The organism is Xanthomonas sp. CFBP 8443, from assembly GCF_025666195.1.
GTDB lineage: Bacteria > Pseudomonadota > Gammaproteobacteria > Xanthomonadales > Xanthomonadaceae > Xanthomonas_A.
This window is the reverse complement of record NZ_CP102592.1, coordinates 131,455-152,454: the sequence shown is the minus strand read 5'-3', so window position 1 is coordinate 152,454 and position 21,000 is coordinate 131,455. Positions and strand designations below refer to the sequence as shown.

Annotated in this window: 16 protein-coding genes; 10 read left to right on the top strand and 6 right to left on the bottom strand. The window is 66.9% G+C overall.

Translation table 11 applies throughout. From position 1 onward, the window contains the following. Window positions 1–64: 64 nt before the first annotated feature. The gene (locus NUG20_RS00680; protein ID WP_263396571.1) at window positions 65–3,004 is read right to left on the bottom strand and encodes a TonB-dependent receptor; all 2,940 of its coding nucleotides are present in this window, start codon (window positions 3,002–3,004) and stop codon (window positions 65–67) included. Window positions 3,005–3,486: 482 nt separating this feature from the next. On the opposite strand from NUG20_RS00680, the gene NUG20_RS00675 reads away from it, so the two are divergent. From NUG20_RS00675 to NUG20_RS00660, 4 genes are all read left to right on the top strand, one after another. Continuing rightward, window positions 3,487–4,788, top strand: coding sequence for an MFS transporter (locus NUG20_RS00675; RefSeq protein ID WP_263398581.1), 1,302 nt, complete (start codon window positions 3,487–3,489; stop codon window positions 4,786–4,788). Window positions 4,789–4,980: 192 nt separating this feature from the next. Next, window positions 4,981–6,399: a glucuronate isomerase gene (gene uxaC, locus NUG20_RS00670; RefSeq protein ID WP_263398580.1), complete on the top strand. Its 1,419-nt coding sequence runs from the start codon at window positions 4,981–4,983 to the stop codon at window positions 6,397–6,399. 95 nt (window positions 6,400–6,494) lie between these two features. Then, entirely contained in the window at window positions 6,495–9,191 is a 2,697-nt protein-coding gene (gene galB, locus NUG20_RS00665; protein WP_263398579.1) for a beta-galactosidase GalB, read from the top strand. Between the two features lie 95 nt (window positions 9,192–9,286). After that, window positions 9,287–10,492 carry an endo-1,4-beta-xylanase gene (locus NUG20_RS00660; RefSeq protein ID WP_263396570.1) on the top strand — a complete coding sequence of 402 codons (1,206 nt, stop codon included), beginning with the start codon at window positions 9,287–9,289 and terminating at the stop codon, window positions 10,490–10,492. A gap of 100 nt (window positions 10,493–10,592) precedes the next feature. Here the strand turns inward: NUG20_RS00660 and NUG20_RS00655 are convergent, their stop codons facing one another. After that, window positions 10,593–11,930, bottom strand: coding sequence for an XVIPCD domain-containing protein (locus tag NUG20_RS00655; protein WP_263396569.1), 1,338 nt, complete (start codon window positions 11,928–11,930; stop codon window positions 10,593–10,595). 12 nt (window positions 11,931–11,942) lie between these two features. Then, a complete protein-coding gene (locus NUG20_RS00650; RefSeq protein WP_263396568.1) occupies window positions 11,943–12,575 on the bottom strand; it encodes a hypothetical protein in 633 nt (210 codons plus the stop codon). On the opposite strand from NUG20_RS00650, the gene NUG20_RS00645 reads away from it, so the two are divergent. The 3 genes from NUG20_RS00645 (at window position 12,574) to NUG20_RS00635 (ending at window position 14,392) form a co-directional block, all read left to right on the top strand. Then, the gene (locus NUG20_RS00645) at window positions 12,574–12,747 is read left to right on the top strand and encodes a hypothetical protein (RefSeq protein WP_263396567.1); all 174 of its coding nucleotides are present in this window, start codon (window positions 12,574–12,576) and stop codon (window positions 12,745–12,747) included. The genes NUG20_RS00650 and NUG20_RS00645 overlap by 2 nt on opposite strands. A gap of 55 nt (window positions 12,748–12,802) precedes the next feature. After that, entirely contained in the window at window positions 12,803–13,840 is a 1,038-nt protein-coding gene (locus NUG20_RS00640) for an SMP-30/gluconolactonase/LRE family protein (protein WP_263396566.1), read from the top strand. A 63-nt stretch (window positions 13,841–13,903) separates the two neighbouring features. Beyond that, window positions 13,904–14,392, top strand: a complete 489-nt coding sequence (locus NUG20_RS00635) for a DMP19 family protein (protein WP_263396565.1) — start codon at window positions 13,904–13,906, stop codon at window positions 14,390–14,392. A gap of 439 nt (window positions 14,393–14,831) precedes the next feature. On the opposite strand, the gene NUG20_RS00630 is transcribed toward NUG20_RS00635, so the two are convergent. Beyond that, entirely contained in the window at window positions 14,832–15,707 is an 876-nt protein-coding gene (locus NUG20_RS00630) for an aldo/keto reductase family oxidoreductase (protein ID WP_263396564.1), read from the bottom strand. A gap of 112 nt (window positions 15,708–15,819) precedes the next feature. Between NUG20_RS00630 and NUG20_RS00625 the strand changes: the two genes are divergently transcribed. Beyond that, on the top strand, window positions 15,820–16,716 hold the full coding sequence (locus NUG20_RS00625; protein WP_263396563.1) for a LysR family transcriptional regulator: 897 nt from the start codon (window positions 15,820–15,822) through the stop codon (window positions 16,714–16,716). Between the two features lie 181 nt (window positions 16,717–16,897). Here NUG20_RS00625 and NUG20_RS00620 read toward each other — a convergent pair whose 3' ends face one another. Together NUG20_RS00620 and NUG20_RS00615 are read right to left on the bottom strand one after the other, a co-directional pair. Next, window positions 16,898–17,461: a DUF6891 domain-containing protein gene (locus tag NUG20_RS00620; protein ID WP_263396562.1), complete on the bottom strand. Its 564-nt coding sequence runs from the start codon at window positions 17,459–17,461 to the stop codon at window positions 16,898–16,900. 208 nt (window positions 17,462–17,669) lie between these two features. Further along, window positions 17,670–18,107 carry a SymE family type I addiction module toxin gene (locus NUG20_RS00615; RefSeq protein ID WP_263396561.1) on the bottom strand — a complete coding sequence of 146 codons (438 nt, stop codon included), beginning with the start codon at window positions 18,105–18,107 and terminating at the stop codon, window positions 17,670–17,672. 1,012 nt (window positions 18,108–19,119) lie between these two features. Between NUG20_RS00615 and NUG20_RS00610 the strand changes: the two genes are divergently transcribed. Both NUG20_RS00610 and NUG20_RS00605 read left to right on the top strand, forming a co-directional pair. Continuing rightward, entirely contained in the window at window positions 19,120–19,917 is a 798-nt protein-coding gene (locus NUG20_RS00610; protein WP_263396560.1) for a hypothetical protein, read from the top strand. 100 nt (window positions 19,918–20,017) lie between these two features. After that, window positions 20,018–20,308 carry a hypothetical protein gene (locus NUG20_RS00605; RefSeq protein ID WP_263396559.1) on the top strand — a complete coding sequence of 97 codons (291 nt, stop codon included), beginning with the start codon at window positions 20,018–20,020 and terminating at the stop codon, window positions 20,306–20,308. Window positions 20,309–21,000 lie beyond the last annotated feature (692 nt).

The following is a 21,000-nucleotide window of genomic DNA, read 5'->3' as shown; positions in this document are numbered from 1 at the left end:
CGGCGCTCGCCCGCCCGCTGCGGCGCGGCTGGGTCAGGAGTGGAGGCCATTGGCTGCGGCGCGATCAGAACGAACCGCGGATGCCGAGCATGATGGTGCGGCCGGGCTTGTACAGATCGTAGGTCGCGTTCGGGTACTGGAAGGTGGTGCGCAGCGGTTCGTCGGTGAGGTTGGTGACGTTGAGGGTGATCTGCGGCGCCGAGCGCATCCACGCCAGCGTGTAGCTGGCCGACAGGTCCAGCTGTCCGCGCGCGTCGGCCATCAGCCGCGCATCGGGGATGCCGTTCTGGTTGGCGCCGGAGATGATCATGTCGTCGTTCCAGGCGTAGGACAGGCGCACCGAGGCGTTGTTCTTCTCCCAGTACACGGTGCCGTTCCACAGGTTCGGCGCCACGCCCACCGCCACCGCCTGGATGCCGTCGCCTTCGGATTCCTGCTTGACGTGGGTGTAGTTGAGGCTGAAGCCCAGGCCGTCGAACAGGCGGTCCAGCGGCTGCACCCAGATCGCTTCCAGGCCGCGGATGTTGAGCGTGCCGTCGGCGTTGACCTGGGTCTGCACGTCCACGGTGGCCGCATTCGGACCGCCGCGCTGGTCGATCGCGGCCTGCTGGGTCGCGGTCAGATCGGCGTAGGCCACGCCCAGGTCGAGGAACGGGATGCGGCGCACGCCGTTGACGGTGAAGCCGTCGATGCGCTTGTCGAACACGGTCAGGCCGACGAAGCCCTCGCCGCCGGTGTACCACTCGCCGCCGATGTCCACGTTGGTGGACAGGTACGGCGCCAGGTTGGAATTGCCCTGGGTCGCGGTCTGCGCGGACGGGTCGCTGAAGTTGGTGTTGGGCAGCATCGCGCTGGGATCGGGCCGGGTCAGCGTGCGCGAGCCGGACAGGCGCAGCACCACGTTGTCGGCCACGTCCCAGGCCACGTTGAACGACGGCAGCAGTTCCTTGTAGTCCGAATCCAGCACTTGGTAACGGCGCACGCCGCCGATGGTGACCGGGCCGCTGATGGTCTGGTCGGTGGTCACGTAGCGCACGCCGGCGTTGAAGCGCAACGAACGGTTCCACACGTCGGTCTCGGCGTTGGTCTCGACGTAGAAGCCCCAGTTCTTTTCCTCGATACCGCCGGTGGAGGCGCCGGTATTGGCGGCGTTGGTCTCCGGCGCGGCGTCGCGCAAGGCGTAGTAATTCGTATCGCGCAGGAAGCGGTCGAAGTCCACGGTGATGAAGCCGCCCGGGCCGGGCTTGAGGTACGACGCCAGCGCCGACTGCGGCACCAGCGAGCCGGGGCCGCCGGTGCAGGTGGCGCCGCCGCCGCGGCACACCACCGTCTCCCAGGCCGCGCTGTTGTCGAAGCCCTGGATCGTCCGCTCGGCCTGGTCGTAGGCGACGCCGACCTTGATGTTGCGCTTGTCCTCGCCGAACTGCAGGTCGGCGCGCGCGCCGCGGGTCTCGGTGACGCGCTTTTCGTTGTTGATGTTCAGGCGCCCTCCGGTCCAGCCCCAGCCCAGGTTCGGGTCGTTGAGGTCCAGCGGGCTTTCGATCGACGGCTGGTCGCCGCCCTGGTTGCTGTACTGGACGGTGGTGAACGGCGAGGTCACCAGCACGCTCGGCGATTCGCGGAACATCCAGCTGCGGGTGGCGTTGGCCTGCACGTTGAGCTTGATGTCCTGCTCGGCGCCGAACAGCAGCTCGGCACCCGGATTGACGCTCCAGAACTTGACCTCCTCGCGGTACGGGCGCGCTTCCAGGAAGTACTGCGCGTTGGCGAAGGTGGCGTCGGTGACGACGTTGTTGCCGTCCAGCTGCATGCCCAGCGGAATCATGTTCCCGTTGCGGCCGATCAGGTTCATGCTCAGCCGGTCGGTGACGCGCTTGGCCTTGGAGAACAGCGTGTCCAGGTAGAAATGCGCGCTGTCGCTCGGCCGCCACTCCAGCGACATCACCGACGAGTCGCGGTCGCGGTCGCCCTGCATGTACACGCTGCGGCCCAGCCGCGGGATCCGCGCATCGCTGATCTGGTCGATGCTCAGCCCGGGGTTGTTGGCCAGCAGCCACGCCGCGTCGATGGTCTGGCCCGGGGTCAGCCCGGCGCCGGCCGCAGTGACCGGCACGGTGTCGGGGATGCGCCAGTTGCCGCCGCCGTTGACGTTGCACGCGGCCGGCTGCGCGGTCGCCGGGGTGCCGGCCGGCGGGGTCAGGCCGCATTGGGTGTAGGTCAGGCCGGGATTGGTCCAGCCCACGGTTTCGAAGCCTTCCACGCCGATCTTGCTGCGCACCGAGGCCACGCCGAACAGCGCGCCGAAGGTGCCGGCCTCGTTGGTCCAGCTGCCCATCAGCGCGCCGCGCGGAGTGGTCTTCTCGCTGGTGCTGTTCCAGTCGCCCTGCAACTGGTAGGTCAGGTGCGTGCCGGGCCGGTCGAACGGCCGCGCGCTGCGCATGTCGACCACGCCGGACACGCCGCCTTCGAGCATGCTCGCGGTCGGCGTCTTGCTCACCGTCAGCTGGGTGAAGAACTCGGTCGGGAACAGATTCAGATCCACTTCGCGGTTCTGGTTCTGCGCGTTGATGCCGATCGAGGCGGTCGCGATGCTGGAGCCGTTGAGCGTGGTCTTGGTGAAGCTGGTGCCCAGGCCGCGGATGGCGATGTTCAGGCCTTCGCCGTTGACGTCGCGCGCGAGCTGCACGCCGGGAATGCGGTTGAGCGACTCGGCGATGTTCATGTCCGGGAACTTGCCGATGTCCTCGGCGAACACGGTGTCGCTGAAGGTCACCGAATCGCGCTTGGCGTCGGTGGAGAACTGGATGCTGCGGCGATAGCCGGAGACGGTCACCGTATCCAGCTGCTTCACCGCATCGTCGCTTGCCGCTGCCGGCGCGGTCGCCTGCGCCGCGGGCGCCTGTGCCGGCGGGGCGGTCTGCGCCCAGGCCGTACCCGCGACCATGCCGAGCAGCGCCGTGGCCAATGCGTGAGACAACGTGGTGCGCGCGTAACTGTTCTTCACCGTGATCCTCCCCAAAACAGGTGACCTGCGGCTCTGCGATGCCACGCGGAGCGGCCAGCCGACGAATTGCCGAGCGACGGAAAAACCTGAGCGACTTCGCTGCCCGTGCGGACAGTGGCCGAGATGGTAGCGCTACCAAGATGGGTGTCACGCTGCACGGCAACATATGGCTGGCCGTGCCGCCACGGGCCAGCCAACGTGCGTCGCGGTATGGCCGATGCGCGATGGGCACCGTGCGACCCAGTCGCGTTTCATGCTGCTGTGCACGATGGATCGCGTGCGCCGGCATGTTACTGATAGCGCTACCAATCGCGGCGACGGCCGCATCCTGCGGGGATCAAGCGCATGCACCGGCCCGGGAACAGCGCAGTTTGCGGACTGCATCGCACCATCCGACACGCCCGCGCGCGCGCCGCAGTGCGCTGCCGGCATCCGCAGCGCGCTGTGCGGCGCATACGCGCCACATCGGTGCAGCGCGCATGATGCCGCTGCCCGGCGCCGACACCGCCGCGCCGACGACCGCCGGCGCGCGCCTGGGGCGCATGCGCTGGCGCATCTGCGCGCTGCTGCTGGCCGCCACCACGATCAACTACATCGACCGCCAGGTGCTCGGCGTGCTGGCGCCGTTCCTGCAGACGCAGATCGGCTGGAACGAGATCGAATACGGCTACATCGTCACCGCGTTCCAGGCCGCCTATGCAATCGGCCTGCTGTGCAGCGGCGCGGTGATCGACCGCTTCGGCACGCGCGCCGGCTATGCGCTGGCGATCGGCATCTGGAGCGTGGCGGCGATGAGCCATGCGCTGGCGGCCAGCGTCGTGGGTTTTGCGATCGCGCGTTTCTTCCTGGGCCTGGGCGAATCGGGCAACTTCCCGGCCGCGATCAAGACCGTGGCCGAATGGTTCCCGCGGCGCGAGCGCGCGCTGGCCACCGGCATCTTCAATTCCGGCTCCAACATCGGCGCCATCGTCGCCCCGCTGCTGGTGCCGCTGATCGCCAGCGCCTGGGGCTGGCAGTCGGCGTTCCTGTTCACCGGCGCGCTCAGCGCCACCTGGCTGGCGGTGTGGTGGCTGACCTACCGCGCGCCGGAGCAGCAGCCGCACCTGAGCGCGGCGGAACTGGCGCATATCCGCAGCGACCCGCCCGAACCGATGCAACGCCTGAGCTGGGCGCAGGTGCTGCGCCACCGCCAGGCCTGGGCGTTCGTGGTGGCGAAGTTCGTCACCGATCCGATCTGGTGGTTCTTCCTGTTCTGGCTGCCCAAGTTCCTGCATGCCGAGTACGGACTGAGCCTGCTGCAGCTCGGCGCGCCGCTGATCGTGATCTTCGTGCTCGCCGACATCGGCAGCATCGCCGGCGGCTGGATCGCCGGGCGCTTCATCGCCCGCGGCTGGAGCGTCAACCGCGCGCGCAAGACCGCGATGCTGATCTGCGCGCTGTCGGTGGTGCCGATCGTGTTCGCCGCACGCGCCGACAACCTGTGGCTGGCGGTGGGCCTGATCGGCCTGGCCACCGCCGCGCACCAGGGCTGGTCGGCGAACCTGTTCACGCTGCCCTCGGACATGTTCCCGCGCCACGCGGTGGCCACCGTGGTCGGCATCGGCGGCTTCGCCGGCGCGGTCGGCGGCATGCTGATCGCCACCTTCATCGGCTTCCTGCTCGAGGCCACCGGCAGCTACGTGCCGGTGTTCCTGATGGCCGGCTCGGCCTACCTGCTGGCGCTGGCGCTGGTGCAATGGCTGGCGCCGCGGCTGCAGCCGGCACGGCTGGAAGGGGCGGCGTGATGCCGCTGCGGCAAACGCTAGCGCGAGCCCTTCGCGACGCCGCGTCGCCACCACGAACCCGCCTGGCCGATCCGCGACGGCGGCAGCGCGCGGCCGGCGCCGACCCGGTTGCGCGATGATGCAGCCAGCATGCCGTGGCGCGGCGCCCACCTCTTCCGACCATCACTCCCTACGCGCATCCCGACCATGACCCTGTCCTCCCCCGCCCTGTCCCTGCATCCCGACCGCCTGCTACCGCCGGAGCCGGGCATGCGCGCGATCGCGCGGCGCCTGTACGCGCAGGTCGCCGCGCTGCCCATCGTCAGCCCGCACGGGCATACCGACCCGGCCTGGTTCGCCACCGATGCGCCGTTCGCCAACGCCACCGAACTGCTGCTGGTCCCCGACCACTACGTGTTCCGCATGCTCTACAGCCAGGGCGTGGACCTGGACGCACTGGGCATCCCGCGCGCCGACGGCAGCCGCGCCGCGGTGGACCCGCGCGCGGCCTGGCGCGTGTTCGCCGAGCGTTTCCAGCTGCTGCGCGGCACGCCGTCGGCGCTGTGGCTGAACCACGTGTTCCACGAGGTGTTCGGCCTGCGCGTGCGCCTGGACGCGGCCAGCGCCGACCTCTACTACGACCGCATCGGCGAGGCGTTGCAGACGCCGGCGTTCCGGCCGCGCGCGCTGTTCGATCGTTTCGGCATCGAGGTGATCGCCACCACCGAATCGCCGCTGGACCCGCTGCAGCAGCACGCGGCGATCCGTGCCAGCGGCTGGGGCGGGCGGGTGCTCACCGCCTACCGCCCCGACGCGGTGATCGATCCGCAGCACGAGCAGTTCCCCGAGGCGCTGCACCGCTTCGGCGAGCTGACCGGCGAAGACGTGTACGCCTGGGACGGCTACCTGCGCGCGCATCGCCAGCGCCGCGCGTTCTTCGCGCAGATGGGCGCCACCTCCACCGACCACGGCCATCCCAGCGCGGCCACCGCCGACCTGCCCGCGGCCGAAGCGGCGCGGTTGTTCGCGCGCGTGCGCGGCGGCGGCGCCAGCGCCGCGGACGCGGAACTGTTCCGCGCGCAGATGCTGACCGAGATGGCGGCGATGAGCGTGGACGACGGCCTGGTGATGCAGCTGCATCCCGGCTGCTTCCGCAACCACAACCGCAACCTGTTCGCGCGCTACGGCCGCGACAAGGGCGCCGACCTGCCGCTGCGCACCGACTACGTGCACGCGCTCAAGCCGCTGCTGGACCGTTTCGGCAACACCCCGGGCTTCACCCTGATCCTGTTCACCCTGGACGAGAGCACCTATGCGCGCGAACTGGCGCCGCTGGCCGGGCACTATCCGTCGCTGCTGCTCGGCCCGGCCTGGTGGTTCCATGACGCGCCGGAAGGCATGTGGCGCTTTCGCGAGCAGACCCTGGCCAGCGCCGGTTTCTACAACACGGTCGGCTTCAACGACGATACCCGCGCGTTCCTGTCGATCCCGGCGCGGCACGACGTCGCCCGCCGCGTCGATTGCGCGTTCCTGGCCAAACTGGTGGCCGAGCATCGCCTCGACGAGGACGAGGCGACCGAGATCGCGATCGACCTGGCTTACCGGCTGCCGAAGCGGGCCTATAAGCTGTGACCGGTACGGCACGCCGTAGCGCTGCGCACGCATGCGGCCGAGCATGCGTAGCGGCCGCGCCCAGGCTCGCGCGCGTGCCGTCTATCGCGTTCGCGCTGCTGCTAGCCTTGGTCTGGCTGGCCGCCGGCACCGTGGCCGCAGCGCCGCCGTCCCCGCGCGAGCGGCTGTCGCTGGATGCCGATTGGCGCTTCCATCGCGGCGACGCGCCCGGCGTCGGCGACACGCTGGACTACGACGTGCGCCCGGAGATCGAACGCAGCGCCGACGGCAAGGTGGCCGATGCCCGCCCCGACGCCGCCGACCGCCTCGCTACGCGCACCCGGCCCGTACTCAAGCCCTGGATCCTGCCCACCGGCAACGCCTTCATCGCCGACCCGGCGCGGCGTCACCAACGCCCGCCCGGCGACCCGGGCGGCGACGTGGCCTTCGTGCGCGCCGAGTTCGACGACAGCGCCTGGACGCGCGTGGACCTGCCGCACGACTGGGCGATCGCCGGGCCGTTCCTGAAGGACGGGCCGTACGGCGGCATGGGCCGGCTGCCGAGCTGGGGCGTGGGCTGGTACCGCAAGCGCCTGGACATTCCCGCCAGCGACCGCGGCCGCGCGGTATTCCTCGACATTGACGGCGCGATGTCCTACGCCACGGTGTGGCTCAACGGCCGCCTGGTCGGCGGCTGGCCGTACGGCTACAGCTCCTGGCGCGTGGACCTGACCCCGTACTTGGTGCCCGGCGGCAGCAACCAACTGGCGATCCGCCTGGACAATCCGCCCGAGTCGGCGCGCTGGTATCCCGGCGGCGGCCTGTACCGCAGCGTGTGGCTGAGCAAGACCGCGTCGGTGCATGTCGGCCAGTGGGGCACGCAGGTCGCCACGCCACGCGTATCGGCCCAGGCGGCGGACGTGCAGCTGGCGGTGACGCTGGAAAACAGCGGCGACAGCGATGCGCAGGTGCAGGTGGCCAGCGCGATCTATGCGCTGGATGCCGACGGCAAGCGCCAGGGCATGCCGGTCGCGCGGATCGCAGCAACCAGCGCACGCATCGCCGCGCGCGCCAGCGCCACGCTCCATGGCGATGCGCGCATCGCCAAGCCACGGCTGTGGGGCCCGCCGCCGACGCAGCGGCCGCACCGCTACGTCGCGGTCACCGAGGTGACGCAGGACGGGCGCGTGGTCGATCGCTACGAAACCCCGTTCGGCGTGCGCACGCTGCGCTGGGATCCGGAGCGCGGCCTGCTGGTCAACGGCGAACACGTGCCGATTCGCGGCGTCAACAACCACCACGACCTCGGCGCGCTTGGCGCCGCGTTCAACCTGCGCGCCGCCGAACGCCAGTTGCAGCTGCTGCAGGGCATGGGCGCCAACGCGATCCGCATGAGCCACAACCCGCCCGCGCCGGAGTTGCTGGAACTGACCGACCGCATGGGCCTGCTGGTGGTCGACGAACTCTTCGACAGCTGGGAAATGAAGAAGACCCCGCTGGATTTCCACCTGCTGTTCGCCGACTGGCACGAGCCGGACCTGCGCGCGCTGCTGCGCCGCGACCGCAATCACCCTTCGGTGATCCTGTGGAGCGTGGGCAACGAAGTCGGCGAGCAATACACCGGCGAGGCCGGCGCCGCCATCGCGCGACGGCTGCAGGCCATCGTGCACGAAGAAGATCCCACCCGCCTGGCCACCGCGGCGATGAACTACGCCGCGCCGGACATGCCGCTGCCCGCGGCGCTGGACGTGATCGGCCTCAACTACCAGGGCGAAGGCATTCGCGACACGCCCGAGTTCGCAGGCACCGAACGCATCCGCAAACCGCCGCAATATCCGCTGTTCCATGCGCGCTTCCCGCACAAGCCGATCTTCAGCAGCGAGACCGCCTCGGCGTTGAGCAGCCGCGGCGTATACCTGTTCCCGGTGAGCGCGGACAGCAGCGCGCCGGTGCGCGATGGCCGCGGCGGCGATTCGGTGGCGCACCAGGTCAGCGCCTACGAACTGCACGCGGTGGATTTCGGCGCCAGCGCCGACAAGGTGTTCGCCTCGCTCGACCGGCATCCGTACGTCGCCGGCGAATTCGTGTGGACCGGCTTCGACTACCTGGGCGAACCGACCCCGTACTACTCCTCGCGCAGTTCCTATTCGGGCATCTTCGACCTCGCGGGCTTTCCCAAGGACCGCTACTGGCTGTACCAGGCGCGCTGGCGCCCCGAACTGCCGATCGCGCACCTGCTGCCGCACTGGACCTGGCCGGGCCGCGAGGGCCAGGTCACGCCGGTGCACGTGTTCACCTCGGGCGACGAGGCCGAGCTGTTCGTCAACGGCGTCTCGCAAGGGCGCAAGAAGAAGGCGCCGCTGCAGTACCGGCTGCGCTGGGACGAGGTGGTCTACGCGCCGGGCGAACTGCGCGTGCAGGCCTACAAGGACGGCAAGCCCTGGGCCAGCGAGCGCGTGCGCACCGCCGGGCCCGCAGCGAGGCTGCAGGCCACACCGGACCGCACCACGCTCAGCAACGACGGCCGCGACCTGGCCTTCGTGACCGTGCGTCTGCTCGACCGCGACGGCACTCCCGCGCCCACCGCGGGCGACCGGCTGCGCTTCCGTGTCGAGGGCCCGGGCGAACTCGTCGCCACCGACAACGGCGATCCCACCGATCTGGAATCGTTCGCCACGCCCGCGCGCAACGCCTTCAACGGCCTGGCCCTGGCGATCGTGCGCGCGCTGCCGGGCAAGACTGGCACCATCACGTTGCATGTCGAATCAGACACGCTGCAGGCCGCCAGCACGCAGATGCGGGTGCAGCCATGAGCGGCGCGCCCGCCGGCATGCAGGCGCCGCCTGCACTTTGCTGCACACGTACTCCGCATTCGCGTGACACCCACGCTCGAACAAGGACCGCCGCCATGCCTGCACTGCGCAACATACGCATCGCGCCCCTGCTGCTGGCCTGCCTGCTCGGCACGGCGACGGCGGGTGCCGCCGACCAGCCTGCCGCCGCATCGCGCACGCCGAACGTAGCGGCGGACGGCCGCGGCCTCAAGGACGCCTACGCCGGCGCGTTCCTGATCGGTACCGCGGTCAACGCCGACATCGTCTCCGGCAAGGACGCGGCCTCCGCCGCGCTGCTGCCGCGCCAGTTCAACGCGATCACCGCCGAGAACGCGATGAAGGCCGAAGTGGTCAATCCGCGCCCCGGCGTGTTCGATTTCGCCGCCGCCGACGCCTTCGTCGAGTACGGCCGCCGCCACGGCATGTTCGTGGTCGGCCACACCCTGGTCTGGCACAACCAGACCCCGGACTGGTTCTTCGTCGATGCGCAGGGCAGACCCAACAGCCGCGACGCGCAGATCGAGCGCATGCGCGCGCACATCCAGGCGGTGGCCGGACGCTACGTCGGCAAGGTGCAGGCCTGGGACGTGGTCAACGAGGTGATCGACGAGGACGGCAGCTACCGCAACACCAAGTGGGTGGAGCGGGTCGGCGACGGCGACGAACTGGTGCGGCAGGCGTTCCGCTTCGCCGCGCAGTACGCGCCGGATGCGCAGCTGTACTACAACGACTTCAACGCCTGGCGCCCGGAAAAGCGCGACGGCATCGTGCGCATGGTGAAGATGCTGCAGCGCGCCGGCATCCGCATCGACGGCGTCGGCATGCAGGGCCACTGGGGACTGGACTATCCAAGCCAGCACGACATCGAAGCGGCGATCGATGCCTACGCCGCGCTCGGGGTCAAGGTGATGATCACCGAGCTGGACGTGGACGTGCTGCCGCTGACCAAGGAAGGCCAGGTGATCGGTACCGGGATGGCGCACAAGCAGTTCCAGCTGCCGGAGTTCAAGCGCTACCTCGATCCGTACCGCGACGGCCTGCCGGCGGACGTGCAGGCGCAGCTGCGCGACCGCTATGCCGAACTGTTCCGGCTGTTCTGGCGCAAGCGCGACAAGCTGACCCGAGTCAGCGTGTGGGGCGTGGACGACGGCATGTCGTGGAAGAACGACTACCCAGTGCCGGGCCGCCGCAACTATCCACTGCTGTTCGACCGCGAGCGCAAGCCCAAGCCTGCATTCGACGCGGTGCTGGCGGTGCCGGCGCAGGCGCAGGCGCAGTAGCGCACCCGCCGGCGCCGCCGCTGCGGCACGCCATGGTTTGCCAAACGGCCAGGGCCGACTGCCCCGAGGACCGGCGCGCTACCCGCGCGCCGGCGGCGGCTCAGCGCGTCAACACCTGCGGCGCCTGGGCCTGGGTCTGCGCCTGCGTGGCCTGTTCCTGCGCCTGCACCGTGCGTTGGGTCTGCGCCTGCTGCAGCGATTGCTCCTGCAGCTGCTGGTAGGTTTCCTGCGCCGGCCGCGCGATCGCCTCGCTGGTCGGCATCTGCGCGCGATTGGCGTAGGGATCGGGCGAGGCGGTGTGGCCGTCGCGATACACGAACGCCAGTTCCCCGCCCGGGTGCGTCGCCGTGGGCCGGTTGAACCCCACCGACAGCTGGTCGCGCTCGCTGAAACCGTTCTGCCTGGCCAGCAGGGTCAGGCTGGCGGTCATGCGTTCGCTGTTGTCGTCCCAACCCTTGCCGATCGCCTGCTCGGCCTGCGCGACGCCGCTGCGCACCTTGTCGTGCAGGGCGCGGTCCGCACCGGTCGGCTCGGCCGCGGGTGCGGCGGCGCGCGGCGCCGGCGGAGTCGCGCCGGTATCGCGGAAACCGTTCGGGATCCACTCCGGCCGTACCTTGTCCTGGTCGATGCCCAGCGCCTTCAGGTCGGCACGCACTTCCGGCTGCGCACGCTTGGGATCGCGCAACTGCGCCGCATCCTCGGCCTCAGCCACCATGCCCAGGTCGCGCGCGCCGTAGTGCTGCGGATAGCCGCGCGCGTCGTAGAACAGCTTGCCCATCGCCTCGACGTTCTTCGGCGCGTTCGCGTCGATCTTCAAGTCGTTGCCGAAGGTCAACCCATCCTTCGCCTTGTAGGTCGCCTTGGCGCCCTCGCCGTCCTTGTCGATGTAGTTGGCCATCTCCGTGCTGGCGTTGTACAGGTCCTTCAGCGTCGCCTTGGGATTGCTGTGCTTGACGTAGTCGGCCAGCGTGTTGATCCCGGCGATCTCGTCCTTGGACTCGCGCGTGCGCTCTTCGGCGCCATGCGCCTTCAGCGCCGCGGTGTAGTCGTGCGGCGAAGGCGACTTGGCGATCTCGTCGATCTTGTCCTTGAACGCGGCATCGGATTTCTCGATTTCCACCTTGTTGATCGCGTGGCCGACCTCGTGGCCGAGGATGATCCGCGCGGTATTGGCCGAATCGTCGCGCGGCGCATCCATCTTGGCGGTGCGCAACACGTCCATCGGCAGCAGGATCTCGCCGGTGCTCGGCCGGTACGCGCCGGCGCCCGCGTGCGGATGCGGCCCGAACCCGGACAGCTGCTTCTGCTCGATCGCCTGCTCCACCCGCGCCTTGAGCTCGGGCGTGTTGTCCAGCATCTGCCGCAGCGCCTTGCCTTCCTTGGCATGGTCCGCTTCGAACCTGTCCACCATCTTCTTCAGATCGTCGTCGTTCGCCATCACACCCTCTCCTTATGCGGTGGCCAGGATCTGCAGCGCGGACACGCAGGCCTGCAGGTCGTCCTGCGCAGCGTCCTTGCCGACGAACGCGTACACCACCACGGCGCCGCGCTCGAAGTGCCAGCGGCCGGGGCTGCCCAGGCGCGGCGGTGCGATCCACTGCGCGGCGAAACCGGCCTCGGTCAGCGCCTGCTTGTACGCGCCGAGCGGCTGCGTGCAGCGCGCCGGCGCAGCGGATGCCGGGGCGAACGCGAAGTCCAGCCGCGATGGCGGCTGTCCATCGGCATCGGCGACCGACTCCAGCGAATAGCGGCCGCCGCCGGCCACCGGACCGGACGCACTGAATTCCTGCGCGCTGTCGCCGGCGTCGACCTGCAGGCCCGCATGCGCGGCGATCTGCGCCGGGGTCAGGTCCTGCTTGCCGCCAATCGCCAGGATCAGCCGCACTACGCCTTGTGCCAGTTGTTCTGGCGTCATCTCCGACATGGCCCGCTCCTTTGCAGTGGTAGTCGATGGGGAATGGGGTTGCGCACCGGCGCACGCGGCCAGCAGCGCCGCGGCCAGCACCATGGCGCCGCAGCGCACGCGCCGGTGGCCGGCGCGCGGCGGCAACGGGCGGTAGCCGTTGGGGGAAACAGGGTCCATGGTGCGCCTCTCCTTTGAATGCCCGTCGCGGCTGTACGCGGCCGGCATGGTGGCCGCGATTGTAGCCATCGTGTCCGCGCAACGCAGCCCGGTGGCTGCCGCGTACGGCAGTTCGGTGCCATCGCCGTGCGGGCAGCGCGAGCATGCGGCGCCGCGGCATGCACCGAAGTGAAGAAGCAGGCGCCGCGCGATGGCATCATCGCCCGACACCACACAGGAACCTCCCGATGCGATTCCCGACCCGCGTCCTGCTCGCCGCCTCCGTGCTGGCATTGCTTGCCTGCTGTGCGAAGAGCCAGGCGCCCGCGCCGCGCTTCCCGGTCATCGGCCACGTCACCGCGTTCGACCCCGCGTTCGGCGATACCGTGGCGGCGGACGCGCGCATCGAGCGCATCGCCGAGGGCTTCACCTGGGCCGAGGGCCCGGCCTGGGTGCGCGATGGCGGCTACCTGCTGTTCAACGACGTGCCGCAGAACACCATGTACCGCTGGTCCGAGCGCGACGGCCTGTCGGTGTTCCTCAAGCCCTCCGGCTACGCCGGCCCGCCGCTGGCCGCCCTGCGCGAGGCCGGCGCCAACGGCCTGCATGCCGAAGCGTCGGGCACCGTGCTGCTCGCCGATTCCGGCACCCGCGCGGTGGCCCGGCTCGATCCGGCCACGCGGCGCAAGACCGTGCTGGCCAGCGCCTACGACGGCCACCGCCTCAACAGCCCCAACGACCTGATCCAGCGCCGCGACGGCGTGGTGTTCTTCACCGACCCGCCGTACGGCCTGAAGGACGGCGACAACTCCCCGGTCAAGGAACTGCGCTTCAACGGCGTCTATCGCCTGGACCCCGACGGCAGCGTGCACCTGCTGGACGACAGCCTGAGCCTGCCCAACGGCATCGCCCTGTCGCCCGACGAACGCACCCTGTACGTGGCCAACTCCGATCCGGCGCGGCCAATCTGGACCGCCTACACGCTGGACGCGCGCGGCGAAGTCACCGGCAAGCGTCTCTTCGCCGACGCCTCCGACATCGTCGGCGACGCCAATCCCGGCCTGCCGGACGGCATCGCCGTGGCCAGCGACGGCCGCCTGTTCGCCACCGGCCCCGGCGGCGTGCTGGTGTTCGCGCCGGACGGCCGCCGCCTGGGCCGCATCGAGACCGGCGGCCCCGTCGCCAATTGCGCCTTCGGTGACGACGGCCGCACCCTGTACATGACCTCGCACAAGATCCTGGCGCGGGTGCGGGTGAAGGCGACGGGGCTGGGGTTTACGCCGTAATCGACCGACGGCTCGGCCGTCCATTCAAGCCGCCTCGCGCGGCCAACGCGAACATGGGACTCTATGGAAATCATGCGATTCGCGGATGCAATAAAGCAGGACGATCCCGCAGATGCGGTCTTCACGACTGCGCTCGCCCTGGTCTTCGACAAGGGCGACGGCGTTACGGAGCATATCGATCGCCTCTCCCCTGAAGCGCGGCTTGTCTACTTGCTGTGGTGCTTCGACGGGGAGGTACACAATGGCGGCTTCGACCAACTTTTCACCAACTCTCTGGGCAACCATTGCGTCGAGATCCTTGGCCACTTGGAGGCCATCGGCGCGAGCAAGTCCCACGACCTTCTGGCCAAAGCAGTTTCGTGGTTTCCGAACGCATCGCCATCCAGCGACCGCCGGGTCAGGTGGTCGCAACATGAGTCCTTCTCTGGCACGCCTGAGTATGAGGCGGAGATCGACAGGCTGGATGCCGAGTTCTACAAGTACGAGGACAATCTGGGTTCGCTGCTGAGTGCGTATGTGGCCCAGCACCCCAATGCGTTGATCAGAGCCTGATTCGCTTCAACGTTCGCCTCTTAGCAGGCATTCCACGGCTCGCCTTGCTGTCCATTTCGCCCTGTCGGAAGAAGATGTCGCGTCTTCTATCTGAGCAACGTAACGAAGACCGTCTGGCCGTCGTCGAGGAAGAAAATAGAGGGACGCTGCTTTGAGCAGTCCGGAAGCAAAGTCCCTTCTCCCCTCGGGAGAAGGTGGCGCGTAGCGCCGGATGAGGGTACGGGCGACCTAGGCAGTCGCACCGCACCTCAGGCTATTTTTTTCAAGGCAGGCATCCACAGTGGACGCTCTTCAATCCAACCATTCGCGTCGCCGTAATGTCTGCCGCTTCGTTCGTCGCGGCTGAAGCCGCTCCTACAGAGAGATTCAAACGTCTTCTCTCTGTAGGTAGCGAGGCGGCGTCGCCACGGGACACACGCTGATCTGTGTTTGAGTTTTCTCAGCCGCCCTCTTGCCCGATCCGATCCAACGCGGCCAGCACATCGTCCGACAACGACAGCTCCGCCGCCGCCAGGTTTTCCCGCAGATGCGCGACCGACGAGGTGCCCGGGATCAGCAGGATGTTCGGCGCACGCGCCAGCAGCCACGCCAGCGCTACCTGCATCGGCGTCGCACCAAGCTGCTGGGCGATGGACGACAGCGTGCCGGACTGCAGCGGCGTGAAGCCGCCGAGCGGGAAGAACGGCACGTAGGCGATACCGTCGCGGCCGAGCGCGTCGATCAGCGCATCGTCGGCGCGGTGCGCGAGGTTGTAGTGGTTCTGCACGCAGACCACGGGCGCGATGCCGCGCGCCTGCGCCACCTGCGTGGCGGTGGCGTTGCTGATGCCCAGATGCCGGATCAGCCCGCGCTGCTGCAACTCTGCAAGCGCGCTGAATTGTTCTTCGATCGAGCCCTCGCTGGGCGCGTGCACGTCGCCCATCACCCGCAGGTTGACCACATCCAAGACATCCACGCCGAGGTTGCGCAGATTGTCGTGCACCGCCCGGGTCAGCTCGCCGGGGCTCTGCGCCGGCCGCCACGACGCATCGTCGCCGCGCACGGCGCCGACCTTGGTCACGATCGTCAGCTGCTGCGGATACGGATGCAGCGCCTCGCGGATCAGCTGGTTGGTGATGTGCGGCCCGTAGAAATCGCTAGTGTCGATGTGGTCCACGCCCGCGGCCACCGCCTCGCGCAGCACCGCCAGCGCCGCGTCGCGGTCCTTGGGCGGGCCGAACACGCCCGGCCCGGCCAGTTGCATCGCGCCGTAGCCGATGCGGGTCACCGTGCGGTCGCCGAGGGAAAAGGTGCCAGCTGTCGAAAGCTTGCTCATGACTGTCTCCAGGAATGGTGGGCCGAAGCCCGGATGAGGCCTGCACTGTAGATCGCGCGCCGATGCGCGATAATCCGGTCGAATCGGCACGGGCTGTGCGGGATCTCGAACAATGACCACGGATCTGCAAGACCTCTTCGCCTTCCTGGCGGTGCTGCGCGGCGGCGGCTTCCGCGAAGGCGCGCGGCTCAGCGGCAGCTCCGCCTCCAGCCTGAGCGAGGCGGTGCGGCGCCTGGAAACCCGCCTCGGCGTGCGCCTGTTCAACCGCACCACCCGCAGCGTGCTGCCGACCGAGGCCGGCGCGCGCCTGGCCGAACGCCTGGTCCCCGCCCTAGGCGAAGTGGAAGCGGCGCTGGACGTGGTCAACGGCTTCCGCGACCGGCCCAGCGGTACGCTGCGGCTCAACGTGCCCGGCGTCGCCGCGCGCCTGGTGCTGCCGGCCATCGTCACCCCGTTCCTGAAGGCCTATCCGGAGATCAGGCTGGAAGTGATCGTGGAGGACAGCTTCGTCGACATGCTGGCGGCCGGCTGCGACGCCGGCATCCGCTACGACGAGCGGCTGGAGCAGGACATGATCGCCGTGCCGATCGGCCCGCGCGTGCAGCGCTTCGCCACCGCCGCCGCACCCGGCTACCTGGCCGAACGCGGGCACCCGCAGCACCCGCGCGACCTGCTCGCGCACGCCTGCCTGCGCGGCCAGTTCGCCAGCGGCGCGATCCCGGCCTGGGAATTCGAACGCGACGGCGAGATCGTGCTGGTCGAGCCGACCGGCCCGCTACTGGTGCGCCTGGGCGCCGCGGTGGACCTGGCCATCGACGCCGCCGTCGGCGGCCTGGGCGTGATCCACCTGTTCGAAGACTGGCTACGCCCACACCTGGACAGCGGCGCGCTGGAGCCGGTGCTGGAACCATGGTGGCAGAGCTTCAGCGGCCCATTTCTGTACTACCCCGGGCGCCGCCACCTGCCCGCACCGCTGCGGGCGTTCGTGGATTTCATTCGGACGCCGTGAGCGCGGCGCAGGCGGTGACGCCACGTCGCCGCTCCGGCATCCGGAAGCAACGCCAACCTGCGCTCCCTGCTTCCTGTAGGAGCGGCTTCAGCCGCGACCCGCCTCACCGACAATGCCTGGAGCGCCTGACGAAGGCGCGCCATCCCGCATCGCCCCCACGACTTGCAAGGATATTGCCCAGCTACTCCCGAAACCGCCGCAACCAAACAAACCCAGGCACCGCGATCCGCATCTTCGACGTCCCATCCCACGCCAACACAAACCCCGCACCCACCAACGCCGCAGCGACCTGCTGCCCCACGGCCAGATCCGCATCCGCCCCACCCTGCAAATCCCCGAACGCGATAAACAGCCCACCACCATCCACCGCGCACTCCACATCCTGCCCGTGGTAGAAACAATAGCCGTGGTAGTGGCCCCCCGGCGCCTGCGCCACCGCCTCGGTCACCTCTGTGTGCCCATCGGACATCGTGTAGCCGGCATTGGCCAGCGCGCAGATGCCGACCTCATGCAACCGATAGAACACCGCATCCAGGCGATCGCAATCGGTCTGCGCCGGCCAGCCCTGCTCCGCCTGCTGCTTGGCCTGCCACTGGCCGGCAACCGCGGCACGCAGCATCGGTTCGTCGCAATCGTCTTCCAGAATGTCGTCGAGCATCTCCTCGCGGATCTCGGCCTCAGAGTAGTAGCCGGACCAAACCCACTTCCGGATTGAATCGAGGACATACGCATCGGTCTCGTTCACGCTCGCTCCTTTGGAGGCCAGGCACTTGCCTGGCGCGCACGGTAGCAGGACGACGTTTCGATCTTGGAAACGCCGAGTGAATCTCAGGATCGAGGCCAGCGCTATCGAGGCAAAAGCCGACCACCGACACCACGCCAGTCGCCGCCTCACGCGACGCTGGCGTGGCTATGGCGGCGCACGCCACACGAACGTGCGCACACCAATGACGTCAGACCTTGGATCGCAGCGGAAGCGAAGCGGCGCGCGTTGCCCGCGCCTTCTTCTTCCCCGCAGCCCGCGCCGATGGCACGACCGCAGCCGGCGCGCGACTGATCAACAACACCCCGCGCCCCACCGTCACCCGCAACGCATCGCCCACCGCAAAACCGTACTGCTCCAACCAGCGCCCGGACAGGCGCAGCTTGGGCACGGCACAGCCGACGACATCCTCGGCGCGGCGCACGTCGTAGTGCTGGTAGCTCATCGTGCAGCGCTCGGGCACGCGGAAGCGCAAGCGCGACGCGGCAGGTATGACGAGTGGGGAGGCATCGGCGATCGCTGGCTGCTCAGCGGCTTGCGTGTCGGCTGATCGAGCACGGCGCTTGGGTGTCCGCGACGCGGACGCAGTCTTGGGGGGAGTGAAAGTGGTTCTGCTGAAACGGTGCATGTCGGACTCCTCGGTTTGATGGGAGCCCGCCCCTCGCTGTCAATAGGGGTGGCGGACGGTACGCGGTTGACAGACCGGACCGAGGACCGGCAGACCTTGCGGTCTCCACGCACCGCCCGCCAGAAAGCAGGCACGTTCCCATTGCCGAGCAGGCACAAAAAAAGCGCCGGCATCGACGATGGGCGCTGTGCGCCTCGGTCGTTCGAGCTGTCAAACTCGGCTGCGGGATTTGCCGCAGCACATCGATCATGCGACTGCGTATTAGATCCTGTCAATAGATGTTCATCCATTATTTCAAAGAGCTTGCTAGCAAAAAGAAGGCTGGCCACAACGAATCGGATGTCTACCGGCCAGATCGCAAGAGTGCTTGCGACCGTCGAATTATGCTGATAGCGTCACAATAATCGGCATCCGCGGGAAGGACACCATGATAGGCACAGGGGTTACACACTTACTTCGTGGAAATCTGTTGGTGTGATAAGGCCGCTATTGCAGCTAGGCCTAGCGGAAGCGAGGATAGACACCTCGTTTACAACCCAGACTGTCGTCGAATAGTAGTTAGGCCGCGGAGAAAGTTGATGGGACCGGATGACATTCTTGGGGCTGCTGCGGGACTAGGATTGCTCATCGTAGTTCTGGGCTGCTGGCGGCTCATGCGCACACTTCGCTCCCGATCAAGCAGATTGCTCTTCGCATCGGTCGTGACTCTTATCCTATGGGTCGTACTTTCTGACACGATCTACAGAGCTGTCTTCTACTACTCCGATTTCTCTAAGCCAAAAGCTTGGGAGAATTGGGTTTATTTATCACTGGAGACATTTGTGCCAGCGCTCCTGATTCTGTGTGCATCGATTTGCTTCTGGTTGGTCGCTCGGTCACTGCCGCTGCCTAACAATTCATTCAAGCCGAACCCACATCAGGGCGGCGCCTAAGTGCGCGCCTTCGGCTATATTTGCACTCAGTCGCCGCCCTGCTGCGGGCCGGCTTAATTCAGGCGTTATGCCGCATTACGATGATCTCTGTATCCGTTAGAAGAGCACTACTTGATATCTCGCTGCGTCGGGCGTCGCCAGATCGAATTCCTAGATCCGGAGACGCTGGCGCAGCTGTCAACTGTTACACCACACGAGTTATTCGAGGCGACGAAGATCACTCGCTAATAGTTCAGTCGGCCGACGGCGGTACTTGCAACTGCCTTGAGTGGGATGGGAATCGCTACTCAATCAACTCAAAAATAAAATTCACCGATTTGCTTGAACACAATTTTGAGTTAACCCACTATCACGGACTTTGCACCACCACATATTCGGGGTTCTTGGATCTGGCATTGGGGCGCATCTTCCGCCTGCCCTACATCAAAGCCAGGTCTCATTCGGCGTATCACAGGCTTGCCCAAGGACTCTATAACCGGCGCAAACTTGTCACAAAGCAAAGAATTGATCTACTCAAGGTCATCCTCTCTGCTCAACTTAATGGTCGCGATAAGTTGTCATCGCTATCCGTCATGTCTCTCATTCACTCAGAAAGATGGTACTTACACCCAAATCATGACAACGAGCATCACCGGGTGCAGTTCTACCTTGACAAGCTTGCTGAGACAAAAGACCTCGTCAAGAATGGCATTGATTACCAAATTTCCGGCCAAGGCGTGGCGGCAATTGAGCTCTACGAAGAGCAAGAAAGAAAGCACGGCGAGAGCATCTCAGCCCAACGGAGGATGTTTTGGCTAACCATAGTCATTGCACTCCTTACTCTTGTTCAAGCTGGTCTGGTCAAGTTGCCTTCGCTTTTGGACTTCACTAGCCAATGAGCGTGCGGCATAACAATTCATTCAAGCCGAACCCGCTTCGCGGGTCGGCTTAATTCAGGCGTTAGGCTCATCCGGCATAGAGCAATTGAAGGTTCTGAGCATGATTACAAAAGATTTCAAGGTGACTGCCCTCGCTCGGCTAGGCGTAGATCTTCATAATCTGGCCAAATCTGATGGTCCGTTAGCAAAACCGTGCGGCACCGTCGGGCCGTCTATAGCAAGAAAAGTCTTGGCCGGCGACGGGCAAGCAGAAATTTCAATTTTGGATCTAAAGATCGCAACGGACACACAAAGTGGAGTTGAGGCCATTTTAGACAATTTTGAGCTTTACGATCCGAAAACCAAGACACCTCTTTTTGGGTCTTTAATTGCTGCGCGCTTAAAAGGTTGAGTGCGCGGCTCGTAGCCTAATCACTCGTTCAAGGCGCACGGCTTTGCCACCGCTTAACTCCAGCGTTAATCCGTGGTGGAGCAAAAAGCGGGTTGGCGCTCTATTTCATCAGTTACATCGGCACCACGAAGTCGGCTCCGGGGTACGGCTCTAACCTCTGCCGACATCGGAAAGCGCATCGTTTCGCACTCGCGCGTCATTCCAGCGCTGCGCTCGTTCATCCAGCTTCGGTGCTATCAAGCGCCGCCGCATTGCTGGGCAAGCTCCATCTCGCAAACTGTGGCACACTCGGCACAGGCGGCAGTGCTGGGGAGCAGGGTTGCAGCATCTAACCCATGCGGCCACTCACTGCCTAGCAACTCATTCAGGCCGACGTTGCTCCGCAACGCGGCTTAATTCAGGCGTTAGGCCGCATGTCAGCATCATCGTATCTGCCGAATTCTGGAGAATTCTCCGGGATGCCTGTCTGGGACAAATGCTACTGGTTGTCTCGAGCCTACATCGAAGCTAGTTGCTGTCTTTGCAACTCGATGGTGCAAGATGATTTTTCCAATCAATACTCATCAAGCAGGGTTGTCCTCCATCTCGCCCGGCAAGGTCTAGAGTTGTTTCTGAAAGGATCCATACTTGTCGCTACAGGGGATAAAGTATTGCCAAGCCATAACTTGGCACGCCTGCTGAAGGTGTATCGC

Bases quoted from the DNA above. Each gene is read 5' to 3' on its own strand.
- NUG20_RS00675 (WP_263398581.1), top strand. From the start codon at position 3,487: ATGCCGCTGCCCGGCGCCGACACCGCCGCGCCGACGACCGCCGGCGCG.
- NUG20_RS00660 (WP_263396570.1), top strand. From the start codon at position 9,287: ATGCCTGCACTGCGCAACATACGCATCGCGCCCCTGCTGCTGGCCTGC.
- NUG20_RS00655 (WP_263396569.1), bottom strand. From the start codon at position 11,930: ATGGCGAACGACGACGATCTGAAGAAGATGGTGGACAGGTTCGAAGCG.
- NUG20_RS00645 (WP_263396567.1), top strand. From the start codon at position 12,574: ATGGTGCGCCTCTCCTTTGAATGCCCGTCGCGGCTGTACGCGGCCGGC.
- NUG20_RS00650 (WP_263396568.1), bottom strand. From the start codon at position 12,575: ATGGACCCTGTTTCCCCCAACGGCTACCGCCCGTTGCCGCCGCGCGCC.
- NUG20_RS00640 (WP_263396566.1), top strand. From the start codon at position 12,803: ATGCGATTCCCGACCCGCGTCCTGCTCGCCGCCTCCGTGCTGGCATTG.
- NUG20_RS00635 (WP_263396565.1), top strand. From the start codon at position 13,904: ATGGAAATCATGCGATTCGCGGATGCAATAAAGCAGGACGATCCCGCA.
- NUG20_RS00630 (WP_263396564.1), bottom strand. From the start codon at position 15,707: ATGAGCAAGCTTTCGACAGCTGGCACCTTTTCCCTCGGCGACCGCACG.
- NUG20_RS00625 (WP_263396563.1), top strand. From the start codon at position 15,820: ATGACCACGGATCTGCAAGACCTCTTCGCCTTCCTGGCGGTGCTGCGC.
- NUG20_RS00615 (WP_263396561.1), bottom strand. From the start codon at position 18,107: ATGCACCGTTTCAGCAGAACCACTTTCACTCCCCCCAAGACTGCGTCC.
- NUG20_RS00610 (WP_263396560.1), top strand. From the start codon at position 19,120: ATGATCTCTGTATCCGTTAGAAGAGCACTACTTGATATCTCGCTGCGT.
- NUG20_RS00605 (WP_263396559.1), top strand. From the start codon at position 20,018: ATGATTACAAAAGATTTCAAGGTGACTGCCCTCGCTCGGCTAGGCGTA.